Origin of the sequence: Amycolatopsis lurida (genome assembly GCF_900105055.1) — a bacterium.
Taxonomy (GTDB): domain Bacteria; phylum Actinomycetota; class Actinomycetes; order Mycobacteriales; family Pseudonocardiaceae; genus Amycolatopsis; species Amycolatopsis lurida.
In genome coordinates this window covers 1,464,500-1,488,569 of record NZ_FNTA01000004.1, presented here as the reverse complement: position 1 = coordinate 1,488,569, position 24,070 = coordinate 1,464,500, and the positions used below count along the sequence as shown (strand labels likewise).

The following is a 24,070-nucleotide window of genomic DNA, read 5'->3' as shown; positions in this document are numbered from 1 at the left end:
ATGGAGCTACAGCGCGCCACCGCTCGCGTCGTCGCGCTGCATGACGACGCTGGACGGTGCGGAGTGCACCGGCTTGGCGCCCTTGGGCGCCTTCTTCCGCCGCGCCAGCTTGTTCTCCAGCCACGACGCGAACCAGCTCAGGAGCAGGTTCAGCACGATGAAGATGATCGCGACGATGATCAGTGTCGGGATCGTGTTGCCGTAGAGACCGGTGAGCGGTCCGGTACTGCGGATCAGCTCGTTGAAGCCGATGGTCAGCTGACCGGCCAGCGCGGTGTCCTTCAAGATGACGACCAGCTGGCTCACCAGCGCGGGCAGCATGAGGGTGACCGCTTGCGGCAGCAGGACGGTCATCATGATCTGGGTCTTGCGCATACCCAGCGCGGACGCGGCCTCGCCTTGGCCCTTCGGCAGCGACAGGATGCCCGCACGGAACACCTCGGCCATGACCGAACCGTTGTAGAGCACCAGCCCGGTCACCGCGGCGAACAGCGGGCGGATCTCGGCGTCGATGTCGGTGTAGAACGCGTAGAACGCCGCGGCGAAGACCATCAGCAGCAGCACCGGGATCGCCCGGAAGAACTCGACGACCGCGCCGACCGGGACCCGGATCCACTTGTGGTCCGACAACCGGCCGATGCCCAGCAGCGCACCGATCGGCAGCGCGATCACGATCGACAGCGCGGCGGCCTTCAGGGTGTTGAGCAGACCGGGCACGATGAACTCGGTCCAGGTGGAGCCGTTGAGGAAGGGCTCCCACAGTGCGCCGGCCCACTGGTTCTTCTCGTCGAAGCCTACGTAGATGTAATAGAGGACCAACGCCAGGACGAGGAAGAAAAGGACGCTGTAGAGCCAGTTCCGCGCCCGCGCCTTCGGACCGGGAATGTCATAGAGGACGGTCTGCGCGCTCATCGCTTGACCTCGACCTTCTTGGCGACCCAGCCCAGCAGCAGGCCGAGGGGGAGGACCAGGACGACGAACCCGACGGCGAAGACCAGGAAGACCAGGAGCAGCGAGTCGGACTCGTTCTCGATCATGTCCGACATCAGCAGCGACGCCTCGGCGACACCGATGATCGAGGCGACCGTGGTGTTCTTCAGCAGCGCGATCATGACATTCGCCAGCGGTGCGATCACCGACCGGAACGCCTGTGGCAGCACGATCAGGGTCAGCACCTGGACGAAGCCGAGCCCCAGCGCGCGGGCCGCTTCCGCCTGGCCGACCGGGACGGTGTTGATACCCGACCGCAGCGATTCACAGACGAACGTGGCGGTGTAGGCGACGAAGCCGAGGATCGCGAGCCGGAAGGCGTTGTCCTCCAACGACGTCGTCGACTCCGACGAGGCCAGGTTGAGCCCCAGGGTGGAGGACAATCCCAGCGACGTGAAGACGATGATCACCGTCAGCGGGGTGTTCCGGAAGATGTTGACGTAGGCGGTGCCGAACGCCCGCATGATCGGAACCGGGCTCACCCGCATCCCCACCAGGATGGTGCCCCAGATCAGGGAACCGATCGCGGAGAAGAAGGTGAGCTTGATCGTCATCCAGAAGGCGCCGAGCAAGTCGTAATTGGGATTGTCGAGGAAATCGAACAAGGTGCTCAACCCAGCCTCGGTATGGGAACGGTGCGCCGCGGTACACGGCGCACCGTTCGATTCCTTCAGTTCAGCGGCTCAGCGAGCCGGGTGTCAGGAGATGGCCGGGGGCTCGGGGATCTTGTAGCCCGACGGGCCGACGTTCTTCTCCAGAGCGGCCTTCCACGCGCCGTCCTGCTGCATCTTCTTGATCGCGTTGTTGATCGCGGTGATGCTCTCGTTGTCGTCCTTCTTCAGACCGACACCGTACTTCTCGTCGGTGAAGCCCTTGCCGACCAGCTTCAGCTTGCCGGGCTGCTGCGCGGCGTAGCCACCCAGGATGACGTCGTCGGTGGTCATCGCGTCGACGGTCTTGTTCAGCAGCGAGGTGACGCAGTCGGTGTACTTGCCGCGCTCTTCGAGCTGAACTTCCTTGGCGTACTTCTCCTTGACGTTCTGCGCCGGGGTCGAACCCTTGACCGAGCAGAGCTTCTTGTTGCCGGTCAGCGACTCCGGGCCGGTGATGTCGGTGGAGTCGGCGCGCACCAGCAGATCCTGGTGGGCGATGAAGTACGGGCCCGCGAAGGAGACCTCGTTCTTGCGCTTGTCGGTGATCGAGTAGGTGGCGACGATGAAGTCGACCTCACCCTTCTTGATCAGGTCCTCACGCTGCGCGGACTGCGCTTCCTTCCAGGTGATCCCCGACTCTTCGACGCCGAGCTCCTTGGCGATGTACTTCGCCACGTCGACGTCGAAACCGGCGTAGGTGCCGTCGGCCTGCTTCTGGCCGAGACCGGGCTGGTCGAACTTGATGCCGATGACCAGCTTCTTGTCGCTCTTGGCCTTCGCCACCACGTTCTTGGCGCCGCTGGAGCCGCTGCCGGCGTCCGACCCGCCGCCACCACAGGCGGAGAGGGCGAGCCCGGCCGCCACGACGGCCGCGCTCATTCGCAGAACTCGGTTCAACCGCATTGTTCTCAGTTTCCTTCCGAATCTTGTCCAGCCATACCGGCCGGCGGGGAAGACCTCAGTGGGTCAGGATCTTGCCGAGGAAGTCCTTGGCGCGATCCGTCTTCGGCTTGGTGAAGAAGTCGTCCGGGGTGGAGTCCTCGACGATCTCGCCGTCGGACATGAACACCACCCGGTTCGCCGCGCGCCGCGCGAAGCCCATCTCGTGGGTGACGACGAGCATCGTCATCCCGTCCTTGGCGAGCGTGGTCATCACGTCGAGGACCTCTTGGACCATCTCCGGGTCCAGCGCCGAGGTCGGCTCGTCGAACAGCATCACCTTGGGGCGCATGGCCAGCGCGCGGGCGATCGCCACACGCTGCTGCTGCCCGCCGGAAAGCTGCGCCGGGTACTTGCCTGCCTGATTGGCGATGCCGACGCGTTCGAGCAGGTCCATCGCGGTCTTGCGGGCCTCGGCCGTGTTGACCTTGCGGACCTTCATCGGCGCGAGCATGACGTTCTCGAGAATCGTCTTGTGCGCGAACAGGTTGAACGACTGGAACACCATGCCGACGTCGGCGCGCAGCGCGGCCAGCGCCTTTCCTTCGGCGGGCAGCGGAACGCCGTCCACCGCGATCTCGCCGGAGTTGATGGGTTCCAGCCGGTTGATCGCCCGGCACAGCGTCGACTTGCCAGACCCGGACGGCCCGAGCACGACCACGACCTGCCCACGCGGCACCTCGAGGTTGATCTCCTTGAGCACGTGCAGGTCGCCGAAGTACTTGTTCACGGCGGCCGCCTTGATCATCGGCGCCGCCACCTCCGCGGTCATCTGGCCTCCAGGAGCGTTCGTTTGCAGGGGACTGCGGGGTCAGGCACCACGCGATGGCGGAAACCTACTCCCGTCGGACCGCTTGTAAAGACGGCTTGACCAATACTTAGGGTTTCAAGTCCGTATCGTTCTCAAGCCACCGGACGGCCCCGGTCCACCTCCGTCCGGCGCTGATCAGCCTAGACAAGGCAGGGGTGTCCCGTAACCGGGGTCACAGCAGATCTGTGACGCATCGTGACCATTACGGCGTGCAGTGGGTCCCTCACAGGGCCATCCGGCTCAGCGGTACGGGCAGCGCGAGAGGTGACTCACCCCATAGAGTCGTTCTTCAAGTCGTCGCGGTGGCGGTGACGGCGTGAAAGGGAAAACACGGGTGCGGGTACTGCTGGTGGAGGACGACGACCGGGTCGCGGGTGCCCTGACGCCCGCGCTGACCCGGCGCGGCCTGACGATCAAACGCCTCGCCTCCGGCGCCGGGGTGCTCGATCTGGTGCACGAGGTCGACGTCGTGCTGCTCGACCTGGGGCTCCCCGATATCGACGGGATCGTGCTGTGCCGCCGGATCCGCGCGGTCAGCGACGTCGCGGTGATCGTCGTTTCGGCGCGGGGCGAGGTCGACGACCGGATCCAGGGGCTCCGGTCCGGCGCCGACGACTACCTGGTCAAGCCCTACGACGTCGACGAACTGGTCGCCCGTGTCGAGGCCGTGCGCCGTCGCCGAGGGGAACGGCCTGCCGCGCCCGAACCGCCCGGCGTCATCCGCGCGGGTGACGTCTCGGTGGACATCGGGCGCCATGAGGTGCAGGTCGACGGACAGCCGGTTTCGTTGTCCCGCAAGGAGTTCCAGGTGCTCGCACTGGTGGTCACCGCCCGCGGCGCGGTCTGCGCCCGTGATCACGTGCTGACCGAGGTCTGGGGGCATCGCGGCCCCGCGGAGAGCCGGTCGCTCGACGTCCATGTCGCCACCCTGCGGACCAAACTGGGCAGGCCCGCGCTGATCGAGACCGTCCGCGGCGTCGGGTACCGCCTCGGCGGCGCCTACGGTCCGGCCGAAGAGGGCTGAGCCGGTGCGCGTCCGCCTCCAGGCGATCGTGCTGACGCTGGTCGCGGCGCTCGTGTTCGGCCTCGGCATCCCGCTGGCGCTCAGCGTGGCGGCCAGTGTGCAGCTCGACCTCTTCCTCGACCGCCTCACCGACACCTCCCGGTTCGCGTCGCTGGCCCAGCGCCCGCTGGTGGAGAACCGGCCGGACCTGATCGAGGACGAACTCCGCCGCTATACCGAGGTCTACGGGGTGCCTGTGGCGATCGTCGACCAGGACGGCGAATCCGTCGCCAGGGGCCCGGGTGAGACGCCCGGGATCGATCTGAAGGACCCCGTCATCGCCTCGCATCTGCAGCACGCGCTGGCGGGGCGGCGCTCGGAGCCCGGGCAGCTGCTGATGCCGTGGAACACCGAGCCGCTGGTGCTGGCCGAGCCGATCCTCATCGACGGCGAGGTGCGGGGCGCGGTGATCACCGTGTCCTCGACGGACAAGGCCCGCACCGAACTGCTGTGGTGGTGGCTGCTCATCGCGGCGGGCGCGGTGCTGGCGTTCGGGCTCGCGCTGCTGGTCGCGGTGCCGGTGGTGCGCTGGATCCTGCGCCCGGTCCGGCGGCTCGACGACGCCACCGGCGAACTGGTCGCTTCCGTGGTCAGCGGACGCGAGGTCAAACGGGTGGGGGAGACCGGCGGGCCGCCGGAACTGCGGCAGCTCGAACGGTCCTTCGACCGGATGGCCGCCAGTGTCGACGAGGCCCTCTCGGCGCAGCGGGCGTTCGTCGCCGACGCCTCCCACCAGCTGCGGAACCCGTTGACCGCGTTGAAGATCCGGCTCGGCAACCTCGACGGACACGTCGACGACGACCTCGCCGCGGCCGACCTCGAAGCCGCCGTCGTCGACGCGCGACGGCTCAACCAGATCCTCGACGAACTCCTCTCGCTGGCCCGCGCCGAGGCCTCGGGTGGCGAACTGGTGCCGGTCGGCCTCGACGAGATGGTGGGTGCCCGGGTCGCCGACTGGACCGTGGTCGGCGCGGCACGTGACATCACGCTGGTGGCGACCGGGCTGGGCGGCGGGCTGCGGGTGCTCACGCCGGCACGCGGTCTCGAAGTGGTCCTCGACGCGCTGCTGGACAACGCGCTCAAGTTCACCGAGCCGGGGACCGAGGTGCGGGTGGACGTCACCGCCGCGGACGGGAAGGTCGACATCGCCGTCCGCGACCACGGGCCCGGCCTGCGCGAAGACGAGCTGGAACGCGCCGCGGACCGGTTCTGGCGCAGCACCGCGCATCAGAACGTGCCCGGATCCGGTCTCGGCCTGGCGATCGTCACCGAGATCCTGGCCCGCTCGGACGGTTCGCTGCGGCTCGGTTCACCCGAAGGCGGGGGCCTTCAGGTGACCGTGACCCTGCCCCTAATCCTTGAGTGACCGGAAATAGCGCAACGCGCCTGGATGCAGCGGCAGAGGCGAGGTCTCGATGGCGGGATGGACGTCGATCGACAACGCCGCGCCGGCCGCCTTGACCAGCTGGTCCCGTGCGTCGAACAGGCCGCGTACGAGCGCCTCGGCGACGTCGTCGCGCATCGACGCGGGCACCACCAGGAAATTCGGCAGCACGAGCGTGGTCACCGGCGACGGCAGGTTGTAGGCCGTCACCGGGATGGTCGCCGTCCGGTACACCGGGCTGGTGGCCCGCAGGGCGTCCGCGAGGTCGGTGATGTCGAGCAGCCGCAGGCCGACCGTGTGCACCTTCTCGGTGATCGACGGCGTCGGGAGGCCACCCGACCAGATGACGGCGTCGATCTGCCGGTTCTCCAGGGCGGGCAGCGCCTCGGGGAGGCCGAGATTGCGCCGGTCGATCGCGCCGGTCAGCCCCGCCGCCTTCAGCAGCTGCTTCGAGAGGAACTCGACACCCGAATCGGGCGAACCGATCGCGACCTTGTGCCCGCGCAACTGCGCGAACGACCTGATCGACGAGTCGGCGCGGACGATGACGTGCAGGTAGTCGTCGTGCACGCGGGCCAGCGCGGCCAGCCCGGCGGTGTCGTCGGCGGCGACGTCGGCGGCCACGAACGCGACGTCGGCCTTCCCCGCACGCACCCGGCCGACGTTGTCCGGCGAGCCCTGGGTCTCCTGGATCACGGGCCGCTCGGTGTCCAGCTGCGCGGCCCACGCGTCGGCCAGCGCCTCGGCCAGCTTGTCGTAGACGCCGCCGTCGAGCCCCGCCGCGATCCGCACCTTCGTCCCGGAGAGATCGGGCCCGCACCCGGCGACCAGGGCACAGACCACGGCGATCACCACCGCGAGCACCCCTGGTCTCCTCATGAGGGTCGATCGTGCCATGGAACCCCGCCCGCGTACCCTCGAAGGCGAGATGAGCGCGCGCACTTACCAGATCCGCACCTTCGGCTGCCAGATGAACGTGCATGACTCCGAACGTCTTGCCGGGCAGCTCGAGGACGCCGGCTACGTTCCGGGTGACGGCGAGGCCACACCCGACCTGATCGTGTTCAACACCTGCGCGGTGCGGGAGAACGCGGACAACAAGCTGTACGGCACCCTCGGCCATCTGCGCCCGCAGAAGACGGCGAAGCCGGACATGCAGATCGCCGTCGGCGGCTGCCTCGCCCAGAAGGACCGCGGCGAGATCGTCAAGCGCGCGCCCTGGGTCGACGTGGTCTTCGGCACGCACAACATCGGTTCGCTGCCGACGCTGCTGGAGCGCGCGCGGCACAACGCCGAGGCCGAGGTCGAGATCCTCGAAGCGCTCGAGACCTTCCCTTCGACGCTTCCGGCGAAGCGCGACTCGGCGTACGCGGGCTGGGTGTCGATTTCGGTCGGCTGCAACAACACCTGCACCTTCTGCATCGTCCCGGCGCTGCGCGGCAAGGAACGCGACCGCCGCCCCGGCGAGATCCTCGCCGAGGTCGAGGCGCTCGTCGCCGAAGGCGTGCTGGAAGTGACGCTGCTGGGCCAGAACGTGAACTCCTACGGCGTCGAATTCGGCGACCGGCTCGCCTTCGGGAAGCTGCTGCGCGCCTGCGGGTCGGTGGACGGACTGGAGCGCGTCCGGTTCACCTCGCCGCATCCGGCGGCGTTCACCGAGGACGTCATCGACGCGATGGCCGAGACGCCGAACGTGTGCCACCAGCTGCACATGCCGCTGCAGTCCGGCTCGGACAAGGTGCTGCGCGAGATGAAGCGGTCCTACCGTTCCGCGCGCTACCTCAAGATCCTCGACCGCGTGCGCGAGTCGATGCCCGACGCCGCGATCACCACCGACATCATCGTCGGCTTCCCCGGCGAGACCGAGGAAGACTTCCAGGCGACACTCGACGTCGTCGCGCAGGCGCGGTTCTCCAGCGCGTTCACCTTCCAGTACTCGATCCGGCCGGGCACGCCCGCCGCCGAGATGGACGGGCAGCTGCCGAAGGAGGTCGTGCAGGAGCGCTACGAACGGCTCGTGAAGCTCCAGAACGACATCTCCTGGGACGAGAACAAGAAGATCGTCGGACGCCGCGTCGAGCTGCTGGTCGCCTCGGGTGAGGGACGCAAGGACTCCGAGACGCAGCGGATGAGCGGCCGCGCGCGGGACGGCAGGCTCGTCCACTTCACGCCGACGGGGCCGCTCGTGGATCGCTCGGTGCGTCCCGGCGACGTCGTCGAGACCGTGGTGACCTACGGCGCTCCGCACCATCTCGTCGCCGACGGCGACCTGCTGTCGCACCGCCGCACCAAGGCGGGCGACAACTCCGAGGCCGGGCTGCGGCCGAAGACCAACGGCGTGACGCTGGGCCTGCCGGGCTTCGGTGCCCCGGCCGTCACGCCGGAACCGGTGAGCGGGTGTGCATTGTGACCGAACCGAAGATCGACGAACTCGCCGCCGAGATCGACGAAGTCGGCGAACGCGCGGCCAAGACGATCGAACTGGGCAGGCGCGGGTTCTCCATCGCCGTGCTGGTGTTCGTGCTGCTGGTCGCCCAGCTGCTGCCCTGGGTCGGCGAGTACGCCGGCTGGGAGGTGCTGCTCGGCAAGGGCGGCGGCATCCCTCAGCTGTTCGCCGCGACCTCCACCGGGGTCGGGGTGTTCGTCGGCGCCGTCACGCTGGTGACCCGGCGCTGGTGGCTGGCCTGGGTCTGCGCCGCGGGCGGCTGGTTCGCTTCCGTCGACGGAATGCTCGCGATCTGGTCCCAGCAGTCCTCGAACGCGACCGGCGCGGCCGGTGGCGGTCCGGGCTTCGGGCTGATCGTCGCCTGGATCGCCACCGTCGCGCTGGCCATCTACTGGATGCGTGCCGCTTTCTCGCGCGGCTAGCCGACGCGCAAGGTGAGGTTGCTGGACGTGTACGCGCTCGCGTAGAGCGTCGTTTCCGGGTGGTAGGCCCGTAGCGTGATCACCGCGCTGAAGGAGAAGCTGAGCTTCAGCGAGAACGTCGAGTTGGGCCGGCAGGTCGTGTCGGCGATGTTCACCCAGACACTCCCTTGAAGCTGTTGCACGATGATCGCTTCGAGGCTGTTCGTGCCGTCGGTGCCTTCTTGGGTCTGCAGAGTCCCCTTGAGGGTGACCTTCTCGTCGACCTTGACCTGCTTCTTGCTGAGCGAGGCGTCGAGCTTGACCTTCTTCTTTCCGGCTTCGGAGGAGGCCGGGAGCGGTGCCGGGGAGCCGGTCGCCGCCGCGGCCGGGGCGAGCCCGGCCACCAGAGCACAACTGATCGCCAGGGCGGCGAACGCCCGGCGTACTGGGGGAATCAGTGTCTGGTTCATGATCGAAGTCGACCACGGTTGAGCGCGGAGAGCGCTCGAATACGCACGAAGGTGCTAGCCATCCCTCCACAGTGGAGTGACGCGTCCCGCGGGCCGTGAAGGACTCCTTGAGGGACCCAGAGTCCCTCGAAGTTCCCCTCACCCCGCCGAATCCCACCGGCCCCATCAGCCACAACGCGACGGCGGAACCTCGACCGCACAAGTACGTGAAGGCCCCCTTCATTGCGCTAGGCGCAATGAAGGGGGCCTTCACGTACTGTCTGGAAAGTGGACCCGGATCAGCGGTCCGCGATGGCCGCTTCCGCCGCCTCGAGCCACTCACGCCACTGCGCGGCCTGCTCGTCCGCCTTCTTGGCGCGCCGCTCGTCGCCCGCCGCACGGGCCTTCGCCGCCTGCGACTCGAACTGCTCGACCCGCTCGCGGAACTGCGCCGCCCTGGCCTGCGCCTCCGGGTCGGTCCGGCGCCACTTGCTGTCCTCGGCCGCCTTGATCGCGTCCTGCACGGCCTTCAGGCGCCCGTCCAGTTCGCGGATGCGCTCGCGCGGGACCTTGCCGATCTCGTCCCACTGGTCCTGGATGCGCCGCATGTGCTGCTTCGCCGCTTCGAGGTTCGCGGCGGGGTCGATCTTCTCGGCCTCGACGAGCAGCTCTTCCTTCTGCTGCGCGTTGGTCGCGAACTCGGCGTCCCGCTCGGAGAACACCGCGGACCGCCGCGCGAAGAACTTGTCCTGCGCGGCGCGGAACCGCTGCCAGAGCGCCTCGTCGCTGTCCTTGGGGGCGCGGCCGGCGGCCTTCCACTCGGTCATCAGGTCCTTGTAGCGACCCGCCGTCTCGCCCCAGTCCTCGGACTCCGAGAGCGCTTCGGCCTCGGCGATCAGCTCTTCCTTGCGTTGCTTGGCGCCCGCGCGCTGCTTGTCGAGCTCGGCGAAATGCGAGCCACGGCGCCGGTTGAACGCCTCACGGGCCTTGGAGAACCGTTTCCACAGCTCGTCGTCGGTCTTGCGGTCGACGCCCTTGACGGTCTTCCACTCGTCCAGGATGGCGCGCAGCCGGTCGCCGGCGGCCTTCCACTGGGTCGACTCGGCGGCGAGCTTCTCGGCCTCGTCGGCGAGGGCCTGCTTGCGGAGGACGGCGGCCGCGCGGGCTTCCTCACGTTCCTGCTTGGCCGCGGCCAGTGCCTTCTCGGCGTGGGAGATGACCTGCTCGATGCGGCCGCTCAGCGCGGCGATGTCGCCGACGACGGCGGCTTCGGCGAGGCCGTCACGCAGCTGTGTGGCCGTCGCCAGTGCGTGCTTCGGATCGCCCGCGCCGGACTCCAGCCGGGTTTCCAGCAGCTCGACCTCGGTGCGCAGGTCGTCGAAGCGGCGCGCGTAGTGGAGCAGACCCTCGTCCGGGCTCCCGGCCTGCCAGACACCGACCGCGCGCTCGCCGTCGGGTGTGGTGACGTAGACCGTTCCTTCGTCGTCGACCCTGCCCCAAGCGGACGGGCTGGGCTCGGCGGGCGGCACGGGGGGTGCGGGGTGCCCGCCACCGAGCGCGTGCGGTACCGGGTGCGGTGCCGGGGTACCGGTGGACGTGTTCTCCTGGGCCATCGCAGGCTCCTTATCGCCTGTACGCCCGCTGGCGCGGGCGCCCCGCCTAGCGGCGGGGCCGGGTAATGCGTTGCCGTCTTGCTTCGGGGGCATCAACCCCTTGCGGCATTCAAGCAGCTCAGCGGCCACCGTGGAACCGGATGAACCACCAGAGGGCAGTGATCCTACTTCCGGAGGACCCTCGGTGTCGGTCGGTTGCCGGTCCCCGTGGGCGGGGAAGGTAACGTCGGCGGCCGTGATCCGCCGTGTCGCCGTGCTCCCGCAACCCCCGCTGCTCATCCCCGAACTCGCCGCCGGAGCGGCCGACGAGTGCGCCGAGCTGCGCGAAGCCTGCCTCAGCGCCGCGAGGCGCCTGACCGACGTCTCGCCGGATTGGGTCGTCGTCGGCGCGGCCCCGGGCGCGCCCGAGGTACCGGAGCACGCGAGCGGCTCCTTCCGGGGATTCGGCGTCGACCTCGGAGTCTCACTCAGCCGGGTGACCGCTCCCGAAACCGAGCTGCCGTTGCCCGCGCTCGTGGCCGGTTGGCTGCGTGAGCAGGGTGGCGCGTCGTCCGTCCGAGTCCACCTCGTCGACCCCGCCATCCCCTCCGGCCAGTGCGAACAGTTCGCCCAGGAGCTGGGAGAACCCGCCGCGGTGCTCGTCCTCGGCGACGGTTCGAGCCGCCACGGCCCGCGTTCCCCTGGCGGCGAGGACGAGCGCGCGGAGGGTTTCGACGCAGGGATCCGCGACGCGCTGGCCAAGGCCGACACGGGTGCACTGTCCGCACTCGACCCGGCCCTGGCGGCCGAACTCGGGGCGGGCGGCCGCGCGCCCTGGCAGGTCCTCGCCGGACTGGCGGAAGACGGGGATTGGACCGCCGAGGTCCTCTACTCCGCCGCGCCGTTCGGCGTCGGCTACCACGTCGCGGTCTGGGAGCACGCGTGATCCGGCCGGTCGCGGTCGTCGGGCCCACGGCCACCGGGAAGACCGCGCTGGCGGTCGAACTGGCCCTCACCCTCGGGGGTGAGGTCGTCAACGCGGACGCGTTGCAGCTGTACCGCGGGATGGACATCGGGACGGCCAAGGCGACCCCCGAAGAGCGGCGGGGCGTGCCGCATCATCTGCTGGACGTCCTCGAGGTCACCGAGACGGCGTCCGTCGCCGCGTACCAGCGCGACGCACGCCGGTGCGTCGAAGAACTCCTCGATGCCGGTCGCGTGCCGATCCTCACCGGCGGATCGGGCCTCTACGTCCAAGCCGTGCTCGACGACCTCAAGTTCCCGGGCACCGATCCGGACGTGCGCGCCCGCCTGACCGCCGAAGCCGACGAAATCGGTGTCGCCGCGATGCACGCCCGGCTCACGGAACTGGATCCCGTGGCCGCCACGGCCATCCTGCCGACCAACGGCCGCCGGATCGTGCGCGCGCTGGAGGTCATCGAGATCACCGGCGAACCGTTCTCGGCGAATCTGCCGAAACCGGGACCCGCGCGCTACGACACGGTCCTGATCGGCATCGACCGCGGACCGGCCGAACTCGACGGCCGCGTGGACCGCCGCGTGGAGCTCATGTTCGAAGCGGGACTCGTCGACGAGGTCCGGACGTTGCTGGGCCAAGGACTCCGCGACGGGCTCACCGCGTCGAGGGCGCTGGGCTACCAGCAGGTGATCGCCGCGCTCGACGGCGACGGCGACTTCCGAGCCGCTTCCGAGGCCACCGCGCAAGCCACGCGGAGGTTCGTGCGGAGGCAACGTTCCTGGTTCCGGCGGGACAAGCGCATCCAGTGGTTCGACGGCGGTTCGGAGCGGCTGGCCGAGCGCGTCCTCGAAGTGACGGCCCAGTAATCTTGCGGCCATGGGCGGCATCGAATTCCTTAAGGGACACGGCACACAGAACGATTTCGTGCTGCTTCCCGACCCCGACGGCCGCCTCGAGCTGACCGAAGCGCGGGTGGCGGCGCTGTGCGACCGCCGGCGTGGTCTCGGCGCCGACGGCGTGCTCCGGATCGTGCGGTCGTCCGCACTGGGTGTCGAGTCCGGTGGCGAATGGTTCATGGACTACCGCAACGCCGACGGGTCCATCGCGGAGATGTGCGGCAACGGGGTCCGCGTCTTCGTCCGCCACCTGGTCGATTCCGGGCTCGTGCCCGAGCGCGACTTCGTCATCGGCACCCGTGCCGGAGACCGGCCGGTGCGGGTGCACGCGGACGGATCGGTGACCGTGCAGATGGGGCCGGCGACGATCACCGGTACTTCGGTCACCGTGGTCGCGGGGCAGCCGTTCTCCGGTGTCGCGGTGAATGTCGGGAATCCGCACCTGGTGTCGGTCGTCGAGGACGACGTCGACGTGCTCGATCTGCGCGACCAGCCCGACTTCGACTCCGACGTGTTCCCCGAGGGCGTGAACCTCGAGTTCATCAACCTGCTGGGCGACAACGCGCTGAAGATGCGCGTTCACGAACGCGGCGTCGGCGAGACACGCTCCTGCGGCACGGGCACGGTCGCCGCGGTCGCCGCCGCGCTGCACCTCGCGGGAACCGACACCGGTGAGGCGACCGTCGACATCCCCGGCGGTCGTGTGGTGGTCGAGGTCCGCCGCGGCGGGTCCACGCTGACCGGACCGGCGGAGATCGTCGCGCGCGGCGAACTCGACGAAACCTGGTGGGCCGGGCTCGTCTAGCCCACCGCGATCGGTTCGCGCGGCAGGTCACGAAGCTTCCGGATCGGCGAGAAGATCACCCACAGCACCGCGGCCGCTTCGCCGACCGCGACGAACCACAGCGTCCCCCGGATCCCGATCGCCTCGCCCAGCACACCGCCGACCAGTCCGCCCAGCGGCAGCATGCCCCACACCACGAAGCGCACGCTGGCGTTCATGCGGCCGAGCAGCCGGTCCGGGCAGACGGCCTGCCGGTACGAGACCTGGGCGACGTTGTAGACGATGATCCCGAACCCCGCGATCGCCAGCGCCGCGGGGAACAGCACGATCCGCCAGCCCGGCGCGGCGAGCGGAAGCAGCAGCTGGAACGGCCAGGTGAGCAGCGGGACGAACCAGATCGAGCGGGCTTGCCCGATCCGCCGGGTGATGCGCCCGGCCAGGATCGCCCCGATGATCCCGCCAACGCCACCGGTCGCCAGCACGAGACCGACGACCGCCGGTGACAGGCCGAGTTCCCGGTTCAGGAACAGGATTTCGACCGCGGTGAAGGCGCCGTTGAACAGGTTCGCGGTCGCGGTGCAGGCGACGATCGAGCGGAGAGCCGCGTCGGTGAAGACGAACCGCAGTCCTTCGACGATCTGGGGGAGCAGCTTCGCGTCTTCATGCTGCTCGGGAACCTCTTCGACGGTGCGGATCCGCAGCAGGCACAGCGCGGAGGTCAGGAAGCCCACCCCGGTCATCAGCACGGCGTTGGCCGCGCCCGCCAGCTGCACGAGCCCGCCGCCGACCCCCGGCCCGGTCAGGAACGCGACCGACTGACTGGCCTGGAGTTTCGCGTTGCCTTCGAGCAGGTGCTCCCGGCCGACCAGCGACGGCAGATACGACTGGTAGGCGACGTCGAAGAAGACCGTCGCGACGCCGACGAGCGTGGCGACGACGATCAGCTGCGTCAGCGACAGGATCCCCGCCCACCAGGCGAGCGGAACGGTGAACAGCAGCGCCGCGCGGACGAAGTCGGCCCGCAGCATCAGCGCCCGGCGCCGCATCCGGTCCACCCACACCCCGGCGGGCAGCCCGATGATCAGGAACGCGACCGTCTCGGCCGCGGTCAGCAGCCCCATCTGGAACGGCGTCGCGGCCAGCACGGTGGCCGCGAGGAGGGGGATCACGGTGTGCCCCGCGAAAGCGCCCACCTGACTGGCCGTGTCGCCCGCCCAGAGCCGCCGGAAGTCCGCGTGGAAGAACAGGGAATCTCTGCGCACGACGCCACCTTGGCGTGAGTGATTGGAAACTGTCAATCACTTTCGGCTCTAGGCTGTCCCCGTGCCCACTCCACGACGTGCCGCCACCGAGGCCGAGATCGCCGCCATGGCCTCCGGAATAAGGCTGCGCATCATCCGGTTGACGTACTCGGAGGCGCTGACCAACAAGGAACTCGCCGAACGGCTCGATCGCGACCCCGCGACGACGCTGCACCACGTGCGCAAGCTCGTCGACACCGGGTTCCTCGAAGCGCTCCCGCCGAGACGCGGCACGCGCGGCGCGAAAGAAATTCCGTATCGCTCGACCGGGTTGTCCTGGCATCTTGATTCCCGCGACAGGGGGATCGATCAGGCGATCTTCGAGGCCTACCTGGCCGAGATCGCCGACGTGGGATTCGACGAAGTGCAGCAGACGCGCATGGTCGTCCAGGTACCGGACGAGCAGATCGCCGAGTTCGAAACGAGGCTGATGGAGCTCGTCGACGACTTCATCTCGCGGCCGGTCGACCCGGACGCGAAACGCACGGCCATCTACCTGTCGAAGTATCCCAGCAGGTAATGAATTCGGTCCCGCCGCCGAAACGTGGGACCATGGAGGCACGATGACGGAACTGACACACAACGATCTGAACGACATGGACCCATCGACCGGCGAACTGGAGCTCGAGGACCGCGCCTCGCTCCGCCGGGTAGCGGGCCTGTCCACCGAACTCGCGGATGTCACCGAGGTCGAATACCGGCAGTTGCGCCTGGAGCGCGTCGTTCTGGTCGGTGTGTGGACCGAGGGCAGTGCCCTCCAGTCCGAGGCCTCGCTCGCCGAACTCGCCCGGCTGGCCGAAACGGCAGGCTCCGAGGTGCTGGAAGGCCTGGTGCAGCGGCGGATCCGCCCGGATCCCGCCACCTACATCGGCTCGGGCAAGGTCAAGGAACTGCGCGAGATCGTGGCGGCCACCGGTGCCGACACGGTGATCTGCGACGGTGAGCTCTCACCCGGCCAGCTGCGCCAGCTGGAGGAGAAGGTCAAGGTGAAGGTCATCGACCGCACCGCCCTGATCCTCGACATCTTCGCGCAGCACGCCCGCTCCAAGGAGGGCAAGGCGCAGGTCGAGCTGGCCCAGCTGCAGTACCTGATCCCGCGGCTTCGCGGGTGGGGTGCGGCGCTGTCCCGGCAGGCCGGTGGCCGGGCGGGCGGCGCCAACGGTGGTGTGGGCCTGCGTGGTCCCGGTGAGACGAAGCTCGAAACCGACCGGCGGCGGATCAGCAAGCGCGTGTCGAAGCTGCGCCGCGAGATCGCCGCGATGGACACCATCCGCGAGACCAAACGCGGTCGCCGGGTGGCCAACGAGGTGCCGAGCGTCGCGATCGTCGGCTACACCAACGCCGGCAAGTCGAGCCTGCTCAACGCGCTGACCGGCGCCGGGGTGCTGGTGGAGGACGCGCTGTTCGCCACGCTGGATCCGACGACCCGGCGGGCACAGACTCCCGACGGCCGCACCTACACGCTGACCGACACCGTCGGTTTCGTCCGGCACCTGCCGCACCAGCTGGTGGACGCGTTCCGCTCGACGCTGGAGGAGGCGGCTAGCGCCGACCTGCTCGTCCACGTCGTCGACGGTGCCGACCCGACGCCGGAAGAGCAGGTCAACGCGGTGCGCGAAGTGCTCGCCGAGATCACGAAGCGCCGTTCCGAGCCGCTCCCGCCGGAGCTGCTGGTGATCAACAAGGCCGACGCCGCCGACGAGGTGTCGCTGGCCCGGTTGCGGCACCAGATGGCCGGTTCGGTGCAGGTTTCGGCGCGGACCGGCACCGGGATCACGGAGCTGGCCGAGGTGATCGCGGAGAAGCTGCCGAGGCCCGAGGTCGTGGTCGAGGTGCTGATCCCGTACTCACGAGGCGAACTCGTCTCCCGTGCCCACGCCGATGGCGAGGTGCTGGAGGAAGAGCACGTCGAGACCGGTACGCGCCTGGTCGTCCGCGGCAGGCCCGAACTGGCCGCGGCGCTGAGCGACTTCCAGACGAATTCGGCTCTGTAAGCAGGTACGTGAAGGCCCCCTTCATTGCGTCCAACGCAGTGAAGGGGGCCTTCACGTACCTCGGGCCTGGCTCGCCGCTGAAAGTGGCCTTCGCGACATTCCGCCCCATCTCGGCGTCCGCACCGAACTGCGCGCGGTCCCGGACGTCTCCGTAGTGTGGGACTTCAGGGGTTCCACGGTTCGGAGGTGGATGTGCGGGGGATTGTCGCGGCCGCGATCGTGCTGGTGGCGTTCATCGGCGGGACTGCTCCCGCCATGGCGCAGGAGGCACCGGCTCCGCAGCCGGTGTGCAAGAACAGCGAATCCCGGCTCGGTGAACTGTCCGGACTGGTCTCCGACGGCGATCACCTGTACGCCCTCAACGACGGCGGCACCAAGACGCAGGTCTTCGTCCTCGGCCGTGACTGCAAGGTCCAGAAGGTCATCTCGGCCGCGACGGACCCTTACGACCCCGAAGACCTCGCCCGCACCGCCGACGGCACCTTCTGGCTTTCCGACACCGGCGACAACCGCAAGAAGCGGGACACGGTCGCGCTGATCTCGCTGACTCCCCAGGGCAAGGCCACGCTGCATCGGCTCACCTATCCCGACGGGCAGCACGACGTCGAAGCGCTGATCATGGACCGCTCCGGCACGCCGTACCTGATCACCAAGGACGTCTTCGGCGACGCGAAGGTGTACCGGCCGACGGGGCCGCTCGCCAGCCCCGGCCCGACGCCGCTGGAGAGCGTCGGTTCGCTGCAGATCAAGGAGACTTCGACGCCGGGCGGACCGGTCGGGTCGATCGGCTCGATGACGGTGACCGGCGCGGCCTCGATGGCCGACGGCTCGGTGGTCGCGTTGCGCACCTACACCGACGCCTACCTCTACGCCGTGACCGACGGAGACCTGAAGAGCGCGCTGCAGCGCGAACCCGTGCGCGTGCCCTTGCCGAACGAGAAACAGGGGGAGGCGATCGCCTTCGACCCGGACGGGACGCTGCTGTCCGGCGGGGAGGGCGTCGGGGAGCAGATCCGTGCGGTGAAGGGCGCTGCCGCACTCGCCGTGGACGCGGCGAAGTCCGAGGGCAGCACGCCGGGCGGGACCTCGGCGGCCGGTGGCTCTGGCCAGGGGTCCGACTTCCCGTACGTGCAGGCCGGGATCGCCGCGGTAGTCGTGATCGGCGGCCTTCTCCTGGTCGGCAGGCTGCGCAAGCGGCGCGCCTGACCGAGAAGCGAAGAGTCTGCCGAAGCTGCCGAGTCTGACCCGGGTCGGGTGACCCGGGATCCCGGCGTGCTCCGGCTCCGGACTACAGCCTGCGAAGAACGGCGACGACCTTGCCGAGGATCGTGGCGTCGTCACCCGGGATGGGCTCGTACGCCTCGTTGTGCGGCATCAGCCAGATGTGGCCGTCCTTGCGCTTGAACGTCTTGACCGTCGCCTCGCCGTCGATCATCGCCGCCACGATCTCGCCCGGATCCGCCGTGGGCTGCTGGCGCACGACGACCCAGTCGCCGTCGGTGATGGCGGCGTCGACCATCGAGTCACCCGTGACGCTGAGCAGGAAGAGCTCACCCTCGCCGACGATCTCCCTCGGCAGCGGGAAGACGTCTTCGATCGCCTGCTCCGCCAGGACCGGCCCACCGGCGGCGATCCGCCCGACGAGCGGCACGTACGCGGCCTTCGCGGCCGACTGGGGCTGCTCGACGTCGATGCCCATCGGGTTGTCGTCCGTCGTGGCGAGCACCCCCACCGCACGCGGGCGGTTCGGGTCGCGTCGCAGATAACCCTTGCGCTGCAGGGCCTGCAACTGGTGCGACACCGACGAAGTGGAGGTCAGGCCGACCGCCTCGCCGATCTCACGCACACTCGGCGGGTAGCCGAAGCGGCTCACCCACAGTTTGATCACGTCGAGTACCTGCTGCTGTCGCACGGTCAGGGTCTCGTCCACCTCGTAGACCTCGGGCAAGGCGCGCACCTTGCCCGAGCGCCTAGGCGCGTTCCCCGCCTTGCTCTCCTTAGCCACCGTATCGCTCCTTCATCTCTGCGTCGCCTCCCAGTACGTCCGGTCGCCCGGACCGACTTCGCGTGTCTTCGCCGGTGGCGGACGATCTTCCCGCCCACGGCACCGGCGGCGTCCGCGCAGCAGACGCCCTGGTCAACGACGTTAGCCCGCCGGGACGACGATTTCAAACATCTGTTCGATGGACACGCCGTGTCGCTCGATTTTTGTCGGTGGGAGGTGGTACACATTCGCACGGGCGTTCGATAGAACGCCTGTTCGATCTTGATCGCCGGGTCCCGGTCCGGCGCGAGCGCAGCAGGAGTTGCGAGGAGGTTCTGATGTCGATTCTGGCCGATCGAGGACTGGTGCGGCCCAGTTCCCCCAGGTCCGTTCCGGCAGGGGTGACCCGGCCCGTGCGGGTGGTGCGAGGCGGGCGTGGTGAGCCCTTGCGCCCGCCGACCAGGGCGCGGGTCGTGGCGGGCCGCCGCCCCGGTGTCGCCACCGTCTCCCCGGCTTGCCCGGCGCCTCGGCGGCTCCCGCTCAGGTGGCCGTCGCTCGTCGGGATGGCCTTGCTTGTCGCCGGACTCATCACCGGATTGGGTCTGTTCTTGGCCGGTGTTCCCGGCGCCGCGGTGCCCGAACGGACCACGACGGTGTCCGTTTCCGCGGGGGAGACCCTGTCCGATCTCGCGGCGCGTTTCGCGCCAGGAAGCGACACTGGCGCGGTCATCGCCAAGATCAAGGAGCTCAACTCCCTGGAAGACGCCGTTCTCGTCCCCGGATTGCCGCTCACGGTGCCGGTCGCGGCCGAGATCGCGGAAGGCGGGAGGTGATCCCGATGTCGTTCTCACCCCTCGTGGGTGAGCTCCTCATTCGTGTCTGATCGGTCCGGCCGTTGCGCTTGCGCGGGCCCAGACCTCGCCCTAGTCTCCACCGCTATATGTAGTAGTTACATGGCTGTAGTTGGTCCATAGCTTGGGGTAGACTCGGTACCAGTTGTCCACAGCTGGCCGGTGTTCACCCACCGGATGTCCACAGATCGATCCACATGTCGATCTTTTCGCCGTTGCGTGGCGGCGGGAACGGGCGTCCATTCGGGACCGGCCGGCGCGGAGGGGAAGGTGATCGGCGGATGAGGTGCCCGTTCTGCCGGCATGCGGACTCTCGGGTCGTCGACTCCCGAGAGGTGGATGAGGGTCAGGCGATCCGGCGGAGGCGCTCGTGCGCCGCTTGCGGCCGGCGCTTCACCACTTCGGAGACGATGGTGCTCGCCGTCGTCAAACGATCCGGGGTCACCGAGCAGTTCAGCCGGGACAAGGTGGTCCGGGGGGTGCGCCGCGCCTGTCAGGGCAGGCCGGTCGACGACGACGCGCTGCAGCAGCTCGCACAGCGGGTCGAAGAATCGATCCGGTCGGCGGGGCTGGCGGAGATCCCGAGTCACGAGGTCGGCCTGGCGATCCTGGGTCCTCTGCGCGAACTCGACGGCGTCGCCTATCTCCGGTTCGCCAGTGTCTACCGCTCCTTCTCCTCGGTCGAGGACTTCGAGAAGGAGATCTCGGACCTTCGCGAGGCCATGGCTGCGACACCGGACGAGAGCGATCAAGACGCGAAAGACGGCTGATGCCGCCTCCCGCGTGGGAGTGAGGGAAAGACCCATGACCGAGACCGTGGGAACAGGTAACCCGGCCACAACGCGGACGAGCGGGAAGAAGAAACAGACCGGTGGGCTCACCGTGCGGCGTGTCTTCACCACCGAGGGCGTCCACCCGTACGACCAGGTCACCTGGGAGCACCGGGACGTCGTGATGACGAACTGGCGCGACGGTACGGTCAACTTCGAGCAACGAGGTGTCGAGTTCCCCGGCTTCTGGTCGGTCAACGCGACGAACATCGTCACCAGCAAGTACTTCCGCGGCGCCGTCGGCACACCTCAGCGCGAGCAGAGCCTCAAGCAGCTGATCGACCGCGTCGTCCACTCCTACGTGAACGCCGGTCGCGAACACGGCTACTTCGCGAGCCCCGCCGACGCCGAGGTCTTCGAACACGAGCTGACCTGGATGCTGCTGCACCAGGTGTTCAGCTTCAACTCGCCGGTGTGGTTCAACGTCGGCACGACGTCGAAGCAGCAGGTCTCGGCGTGTTTCATTCTCTCGGTCGACGACACCATGGAGTCGATCCTCAACTGGTACCGCGAAGAAGGCCTGATCTTCAAGGGCGGCTCCGGCGCAGGCCTGAACCTCTCCCGGATCCGTTCCTCGCGTGAGCTGCTGTCCTCCGGCGGCACCGCGTCCGGTCCGGTCTCCTTCATGCGTGGTGCCGACGCCTCCGCGGGCACCATCAAGTCCGGTGGCGCCACCCGTCGTGCGGCGAAGATGGTCGTGCTCGACGTCGACCACCCGGACGTCGAGGAGTTCGTGCAGACCAAGGCCCGCGAAGAGGAGAAGATCAAGGTCCTCCGCGACGCCGGGTTCGACATGGACCTCTCCGGCTCGGACATCGCGTCCGTCCAGTACCAGAACGCGAACAACTCGGTCCGCGTCTCCGACGAGTTCATGCAGGCCGTCGAGACGGAGGGCGACTTCGGCCTGCGGTCCCGGACGACCGGCGAGGTCATCGACCGGGTCGACGCCAAGAAGCTGTTCCGCACGATCGCGCAAGCCGCCTGGGAATGCGCCGACCCGGGCCTGCAGTACGACGACACGATCAACGACTGGCACACCTGCCCCGAATCGGGCCGGATCACCGCGTCCAACCCGTGCTCGGAGTACATGCACCTGGACAACTCCAGCTGCAACCTCGCCTCGCTGAACCTGCTCAAGTTCGCCACCGAGGACGGCGGTTTCGACGCGCCGCTGTTCGCGAAGGCCGTCGAGCTGGTCATCACCGCGATGGACATCTCGATCTGCTTCGCCGACTTCCCGACCGAGGCGATCGGCGACACCACCCGCAAGTTCCGTCAGCTGGGCATCGGCTACGCGAACCTCGGTGCCTTGCTGATGGCGCTCGGGCACGCGTACGACTCCGACGGTGGCCGCGCGCTCGCCGCCGCGATCACGTCGCTGATGACCGGTGTCTCGTACCGGCGTTCCGCCGAACTCGCCGCGGTCGTCGGGCCGTACGAGGGCTACGCGCGCAACACCGAGGCGCACCAGCGGGTCATGCGCAAGCACGCCGCCGCCAACGAACTGGTGCGGACCTACCACTCCAACGACGCCGCGGTCCGCGCGCTCGCGACCCAGGAATGGAAGCGCGGCATCGAACTGGGCGAGACCAGCGGCTGGCGCAACGCGCAGGCCTCGGTGCTCGCTCCCACCGGCACCATCGGCTTCATGATGGACTGTGACACGACCGGTATCGAGCCGGACTTCTCGCTCGTCAAGTTCAAGAAGCTGGTCGGTGGCGGCTCGATGCAGATCGTCAACCAGACCGTCCCGCGAGCCCTGGCCGCACTCGGCTACCAGGGCGAGCAGATCGAAGCGATCGTCGAGTACATCGCCCAGCACGGCCACGTCGTCGACGCTCCCGGCCTGCGCCAGGAGCACTACGAGGTGTTCGACTGCGCGGTGGGGGAGCGGTCCATCGCGCCGATGGGCCACGTCCGGATGATGGCCGCGGTGCAGCCGTTCCTGTCCGGCGCGATCTCCAAGACGGTCAACATGCCGGAGTCGGCGACCGTCGAAGAGGTCGAGGAGATCTACTTCCAGGGCTGGAAGTACGGCCTCAAGGCGCTCGCGATCTACCGCGACAACTGCAAGGTCGGCCAGCCGTTGTCCACCGGCAAGAAGGAAAAGGAGAAGGCCGAGCCCGAGGCCGAAAAGGTCGTCGAGTACCGGCCGGTCCGCAAGCGCCTGCCGAAGAAGCGCCCGAGCCAGACGGTCTCGTTCACCGTCGGCGGCGCCGAGGGCTATCTGCACGCCGGTTCGTACCCGGACGACGGCCTCGGCGAGATCTTCGTGAAGCTCGGCAAGCAGGGCTCGACCCTTTCCGGCGTGATGGACGCGTTCTCGATGTCGATCTCCGTCGGCTTGCAGCACGGGATCCCGCTGGAGTTCTACGTTTCGAAGTTCTCGAACCTGCGCTTCGAGCCCGCCGGCATGACCGACGACCCCGACATCCGGATCGCCACCAGCGTCATGGACTACCTGTTCCGCAGGCTGGCGCTGGACTACCTGCCGTACGAAAAGCGTTCGCAGCTCGGCATCTTCACCGCCGACGAACGTTCGGCACAGGTCGAGGCGAACTACGGCACCGCACCCGCCGCCGAACCGGAGAACGTCGACCTGGACGCCCTTCGGTCCACTGTGGACTCTTCAAGCGCGGAGCCCCCCAAGGTGGCGCATTCGACGGCGGAATTGGTCGAACTGAACCTCGGCACCGCCTCCGACGCGCCGCTCTGCATGACGTGCGGCACCAAGATGCGGCCCGCCGGTTCCTGCTACGCCTGTGAAGGGTGCGGCGCCACCTCCGGCTGCAGCTAGGTTCAGGAGCTGTGCGGGGACGGAGATGCGCCGTCCCCGCACAGCTCCTTGCTATCGATCTAGAGGCGGAGATTCCTGGCGGCGGCCAGGCCCAGGACCGTGGTGGCTCCTGCTCGTTTGGCCGCGTTGGCGACACCGGCCATCGTGTAACCGGTGTGATAGATGTCGTCGAGCACAAGCACCGTCCGGCCTTCGAGGTCTTCCTCGACCCGGAATTCGTGGAGCAACGCTTTACGTTCTTCAGGTGTCATGTTCTTGGCGGGTTTCCGGTCCCCGCTCTTCGATTCGACGGTGGTCAGCGGAATGCCGAATTCGTGGGAGAGGAGCGTGCCGAGAATGACGCTGACCGAGCGCTTGGCCAGGGTATGGCCGGGAACGGCGAGAATGCGAGTGGCTTCGTTGAACCACTCATGCCGGACCACCACGTCGCTCAAAGAGTCGCACAACGCCTGTCCCGCACGATTCCACTCTTCTTGCTCGGTCGGGGTGTAATCCTTGACCTGCCGGAGCAGATTGCCCGTCTCCGTGTGGACGGTCTCGGACGACCCGTCTTCGACCGGCCTCCGGTAGAAGTCCAGCGCGATCGCCGCGTCGACGAAGCCCTGTTGCTTGATCTGGATGACGAGGACCTCCTTCAAGAACTCCATGAAATCGCTCAGCGAACGGTCGGGCTCGAAGTCCATGCGGATCCGGTACGGCCATTCGGCGTCGTGTTTCAGCGTCCCGACCTTCCTGGCTCTTGGCAGGACACCGAGAACGTGATCGGCGGTGGCCGGGATACCGCGATATTTGAGGAAACGGGCGGAATCCGACTCTTCAAGCCACCAGTCTTCGAGGTGCTTCCCGCGGCGATCGGGCCGGTAACGTGGCGCTGTCACAGTGGCTCCCCCCTGAGAACGTGAACCCTGCAAGCTTGGCACGTAAGA

23 protein-coding genes are annotated in these 24,070 nt (G+C 68.4%); 13 read left to right on the top strand and 10 right to left on the bottom strand.

Annotated elements, in window-relative coordinates:
• Positions 1-6: 6 nt before the first annotated feature.
• The 4 genes from BLW75_RS12120 to BLW75_RS12105 all read right to left on the bottom strand — a co-directional run bounded on the left by BLW75_RS12120 (position 7) and on the right by BLW75_RS12105 (position 3,330).
• Entirely contained in the window at positions 7-912 is a 906-nt protein-coding gene (locus BLW75_RS12120; RefSeq protein ID WP_034311966.1) for an amino acid ABC transporter permease, read from the bottom strand.
• A complete protein-coding gene (locus BLW75_RS12115; protein ID WP_206743472.1) occupies positions 909-1,604 on the bottom strand; it encodes an amino acid ABC transporter permease in 696 nt (231 codons plus the stop codon). Before BLW75_RS12115 ends, BLW75_RS12120 begins: the two co-directional genes overlap by 4 nt.
• Before the next feature lie 84 nt (positions 1,605-1,688).
• Positions 1,689-2,546 (bottom strand): glutamate ABC transporter substrate-binding protein, encoded by an 858-nt coding sequence (locus tag BLW75_RS12110; protein ID WP_034311964.1) that lies wholly within the window; start codon positions 2,544-2,546, stop codon positions 1,689-1,691.
• A 55-nt stretch (positions 2,547-2,601) separates the two neighbouring features.
• A complete protein-coding gene (locus BLW75_RS12105) occupies positions 2,602-3,330 on the bottom strand; it encodes an amino acid ABC transporter ATP-binding protein (RefSeq protein WP_198935738.1) in 729 nt (242 codons plus the stop codon).
• Between the two features lie 397 nt (positions 3,331-3,727).
• Here BLW75_RS12105 and BLW75_RS12100 point away from each other — a divergent pair, with 397 nt between their 5' ends.
• Together BLW75_RS12100 and BLW75_RS12095 are read left to right on the top strand one after the other, a co-directional pair.
• Positions 3,728-4,417, top strand: coding sequence for a response regulator transcription factor (locus tag BLW75_RS12100; protein WP_034311961.1), 690 nt, complete (start codon positions 3,728-3,730; stop codon positions 4,415-4,417).
• Positions 4,418-4,421: 4 nt separating this feature from the next.
• Positions 4,422-5,822, top strand: coding sequence for a sensor histidine kinase (locus BLW75_RS12095; protein WP_034311959.1), 1,401 nt, complete (start codon positions 4,422-4,424; stop codon positions 5,820-5,822).
• Here the strand turns inward: BLW75_RS12095 and BLW75_RS12090 are convergent.
• The gene (locus tag BLW75_RS12090; RefSeq protein WP_091597366.1) at positions 5,808-6,719 is read right to left on the bottom strand and encodes a TAXI family TRAP transporter solute-binding subunit; all 912 of its coding nucleotides are present in this window, start codon (positions 6,717-6,719) and stop codon (positions 5,808-5,810) included. The two genes, BLW75_RS12095 and BLW75_RS12090, sit on opposite strands and share 15 nt — an antisense overlap.
• Before the next feature lie 16 nt (positions 6,720-6,735).
• On the opposite strand from BLW75_RS12090, the gene miaB reads away from it, so the two are divergent.
• Together miaB and BLW75_RS12080 are read left to right on the top strand one after the other, a co-directional pair.
• Positions 6,736-8,250, top strand: coding sequence for a tRNA (N6-isopentenyl adenosine(37)-C2)-methylthiotransferase MiaB (gene miaB / locus BLW75_RS12085; protein ID WP_198935737.1), 1,515 nt, complete (start codon positions 6,736-6,738; stop codon positions 8,248-8,250).
• Positions 8,247-8,708 (top strand): Rv2732c family membrane protein, encoded by a 462-nt coding sequence (locus tag BLW75_RS12080; protein ID WP_034311954.1) that lies wholly within the window; start codon positions 8,247-8,249, stop codon positions 8,706-8,708. Before miaB ends, BLW75_RS12080 begins: the two co-directional genes overlap by 4 nt.
• Here BLW75_RS12080 and BLW75_RS12075 read toward each other — a convergent pair.
• Positions 8,705-9,157: a hypothetical protein gene (locus tag BLW75_RS12075; RefSeq protein ID WP_034311951.1), complete on the bottom strand. Its 453-nt coding sequence runs from the start codon at positions 9,155-9,157 to the stop codon at positions 8,705-8,707. The two genes, BLW75_RS12080 and BLW75_RS12075, sit on opposite strands and share 4 nt — an antisense overlap.
• 278 nt (positions 9,158-9,435) lie before the next feature.
• On the bottom strand, positions 9,436-10,749 hold the full coding sequence (locus BLW75_RS12070) for a DUF349 domain-containing protein (protein WP_034311949.1): 1,314 nt from the start codon (positions 10,747-10,749) through the stop codon (positions 9,436-9,438).
• A gap of 235 nt (positions 10,750-10,984) precedes the next feature.
• Between BLW75_RS12070 and BLW75_RS12065 the strand changes: the two genes are divergently transcribed.
• Genes BLW75_RS12065 through dapF form a run of 3 tightly spaced genes read left to right on the top strand, consistent with a single transcriptional unit; the run spans position 10,985 to position 13,408 of the window.
• Entirely contained in the window at positions 10,985-11,674 is a 690-nt protein-coding gene (locus tag BLW75_RS12065; RefSeq protein ID WP_034311947.1) for a class III extradiol dioxygenase subunit B-like domain-containing protein, read from the top strand.
• Positions 11,671-12,573: a tRNA (adenosine(37)-N6)-dimethylallyltransferase MiaA gene (gene miaA / locus BLW75_RS12060; RefSeq protein WP_198935736.1), complete on the top strand. Its 903-nt coding sequence runs from the start codon at positions 11,671-11,673 to the stop codon at positions 12,571-12,573. Before BLW75_RS12065 ends, miaA begins: the two co-directional genes overlap by 4 nt.
• Before the next feature lie 10 nt (positions 12,574-12,583).
• On the top strand, positions 12,584-13,408 hold the full coding sequence (gene dapF / locus BLW75_RS12055; RefSeq protein WP_091597363.1) for a diaminopimelate epimerase: 825 nt from the start codon (positions 12,584-12,586) through the stop codon (positions 13,406-13,408).
• Here dapF and BLW75_RS12050 read toward each other — a convergent pair.
• Positions 13,405-14,649, bottom strand: a complete 1,245-nt coding sequence (locus BLW75_RS12050) for an MFS transporter (RefSeq protein WP_034311944.1) — start codon at positions 14,647-14,649, stop codon at positions 13,405-13,407. The two genes, dapF and BLW75_RS12050, sit on opposite strands and share 4 nt — an antisense overlap.
• Before the next feature lie 61 nt (positions 14,650-14,710).
• Between BLW75_RS12050 and BLW75_RS12045 the strand changes: the two genes are divergently transcribed.
• From BLW75_RS12045 to BLW75_RS12035, 3 genes are all read left to right on the top strand, one after another.
• Positions 14,711-15,208 carry an ArsR/SmtB family transcription factor gene (locus tag BLW75_RS12045; RefSeq protein ID WP_034311941.1) on the top strand — a complete coding sequence of 166 codons (498 nt, stop codon included), beginning with the start codon at positions 14,711-14,713 and terminating at the stop codon, positions 15,206-15,208.
• A 43-nt stretch (positions 15,209-15,251) separates the two neighbouring features.
• Positions 15,252-16,682, top strand: coding sequence for a GTPase HflX (gene hflX / locus BLW75_RS12040; RefSeq protein WP_034311939.1), 1,431 nt, complete (start codon positions 15,252-15,254; stop codon positions 16,680-16,682).
• 192 nt (positions 16,683-16,874) lie between these two features.
• A complete protein-coding gene (locus BLW75_RS12035) occupies positions 16,875-17,888 on the top strand; it encodes an SdiA-regulated/phytase-like domain-containing protein (protein ID WP_034312274.1) in 1,014 nt (337 codons plus the stop codon).
• A gap of 82 nt (positions 17,889-17,970) precedes the next feature.
• Here the strand turns inward: BLW75_RS12035 and lexA are convergent, their stop codons facing one another.
• Positions 17,971-18,687 (bottom strand): transcriptional repressor LexA, encoded by a 717-nt coding sequence (lexA, locus tag BLW75_RS12030; protein ID WP_034311936.1) that lies wholly within the window; start codon positions 18,685-18,687, stop codon positions 17,971-17,973.
• A 317-nt stretch (positions 18,688-19,004) separates the two neighbouring features.
• Here lexA and BLW75_RS43490 point away from each other — a divergent pair, with 317 nt between their 5' ends.
• The 3 genes from BLW75_RS43490 to BLW75_RS12015 all read left to right on the top strand — a co-directional run bounded on the left by BLW75_RS43490 (position 19,005) and on the right by BLW75_RS12015 (position 23,144).
• Positions 19,005-19,499 (top strand): LysM peptidoglycan-binding domain-containing protein, encoded by a 495-nt coding sequence (locus BLW75_RS43490; RefSeq protein ID WP_034311934.1) that lies wholly within the window; start codon positions 19,005-19,007, stop codon positions 19,497-19,499.
• A gap of 299 nt (positions 19,500-19,798) precedes the next feature.
• Complete coding sequence (nrdR, locus tag BLW75_RS12020; RefSeq protein ID WP_034311932.1) at positions 19,799-20,287, top strand: transcriptional regulator NrdR; 489 nt, start codon at positions 19,799-19,801, stop codon at positions 20,285-20,287.
• 34 nt (positions 20,288-20,321) lie between these two features.
• Complete coding sequence (locus BLW75_RS12015) at positions 20,322-23,144, top strand: vitamin B12-dependent ribonucleotide reductase (protein WP_091597356.1); 2,823 nt, start codon at positions 20,322-20,324, stop codon at positions 23,142-23,144.
• 59 nt (positions 23,145-23,203) lie between these two features.
• On the opposite strand, the gene BLW75_RS12010 is transcribed toward BLW75_RS12015, so the two are convergent.
• Positions 23,204-24,022 carry a phosphoribosyltransferase gene (locus BLW75_RS12010; RefSeq protein WP_091597353.1) on the bottom strand — a complete coding sequence of 273 codons (819 nt, stop codon included), beginning with the start codon at positions 24,020-24,022 and terminating at the stop codon, positions 23,204-23,206.
• Positions 24,023-24,070: the final 48 nt, after the last annotated feature.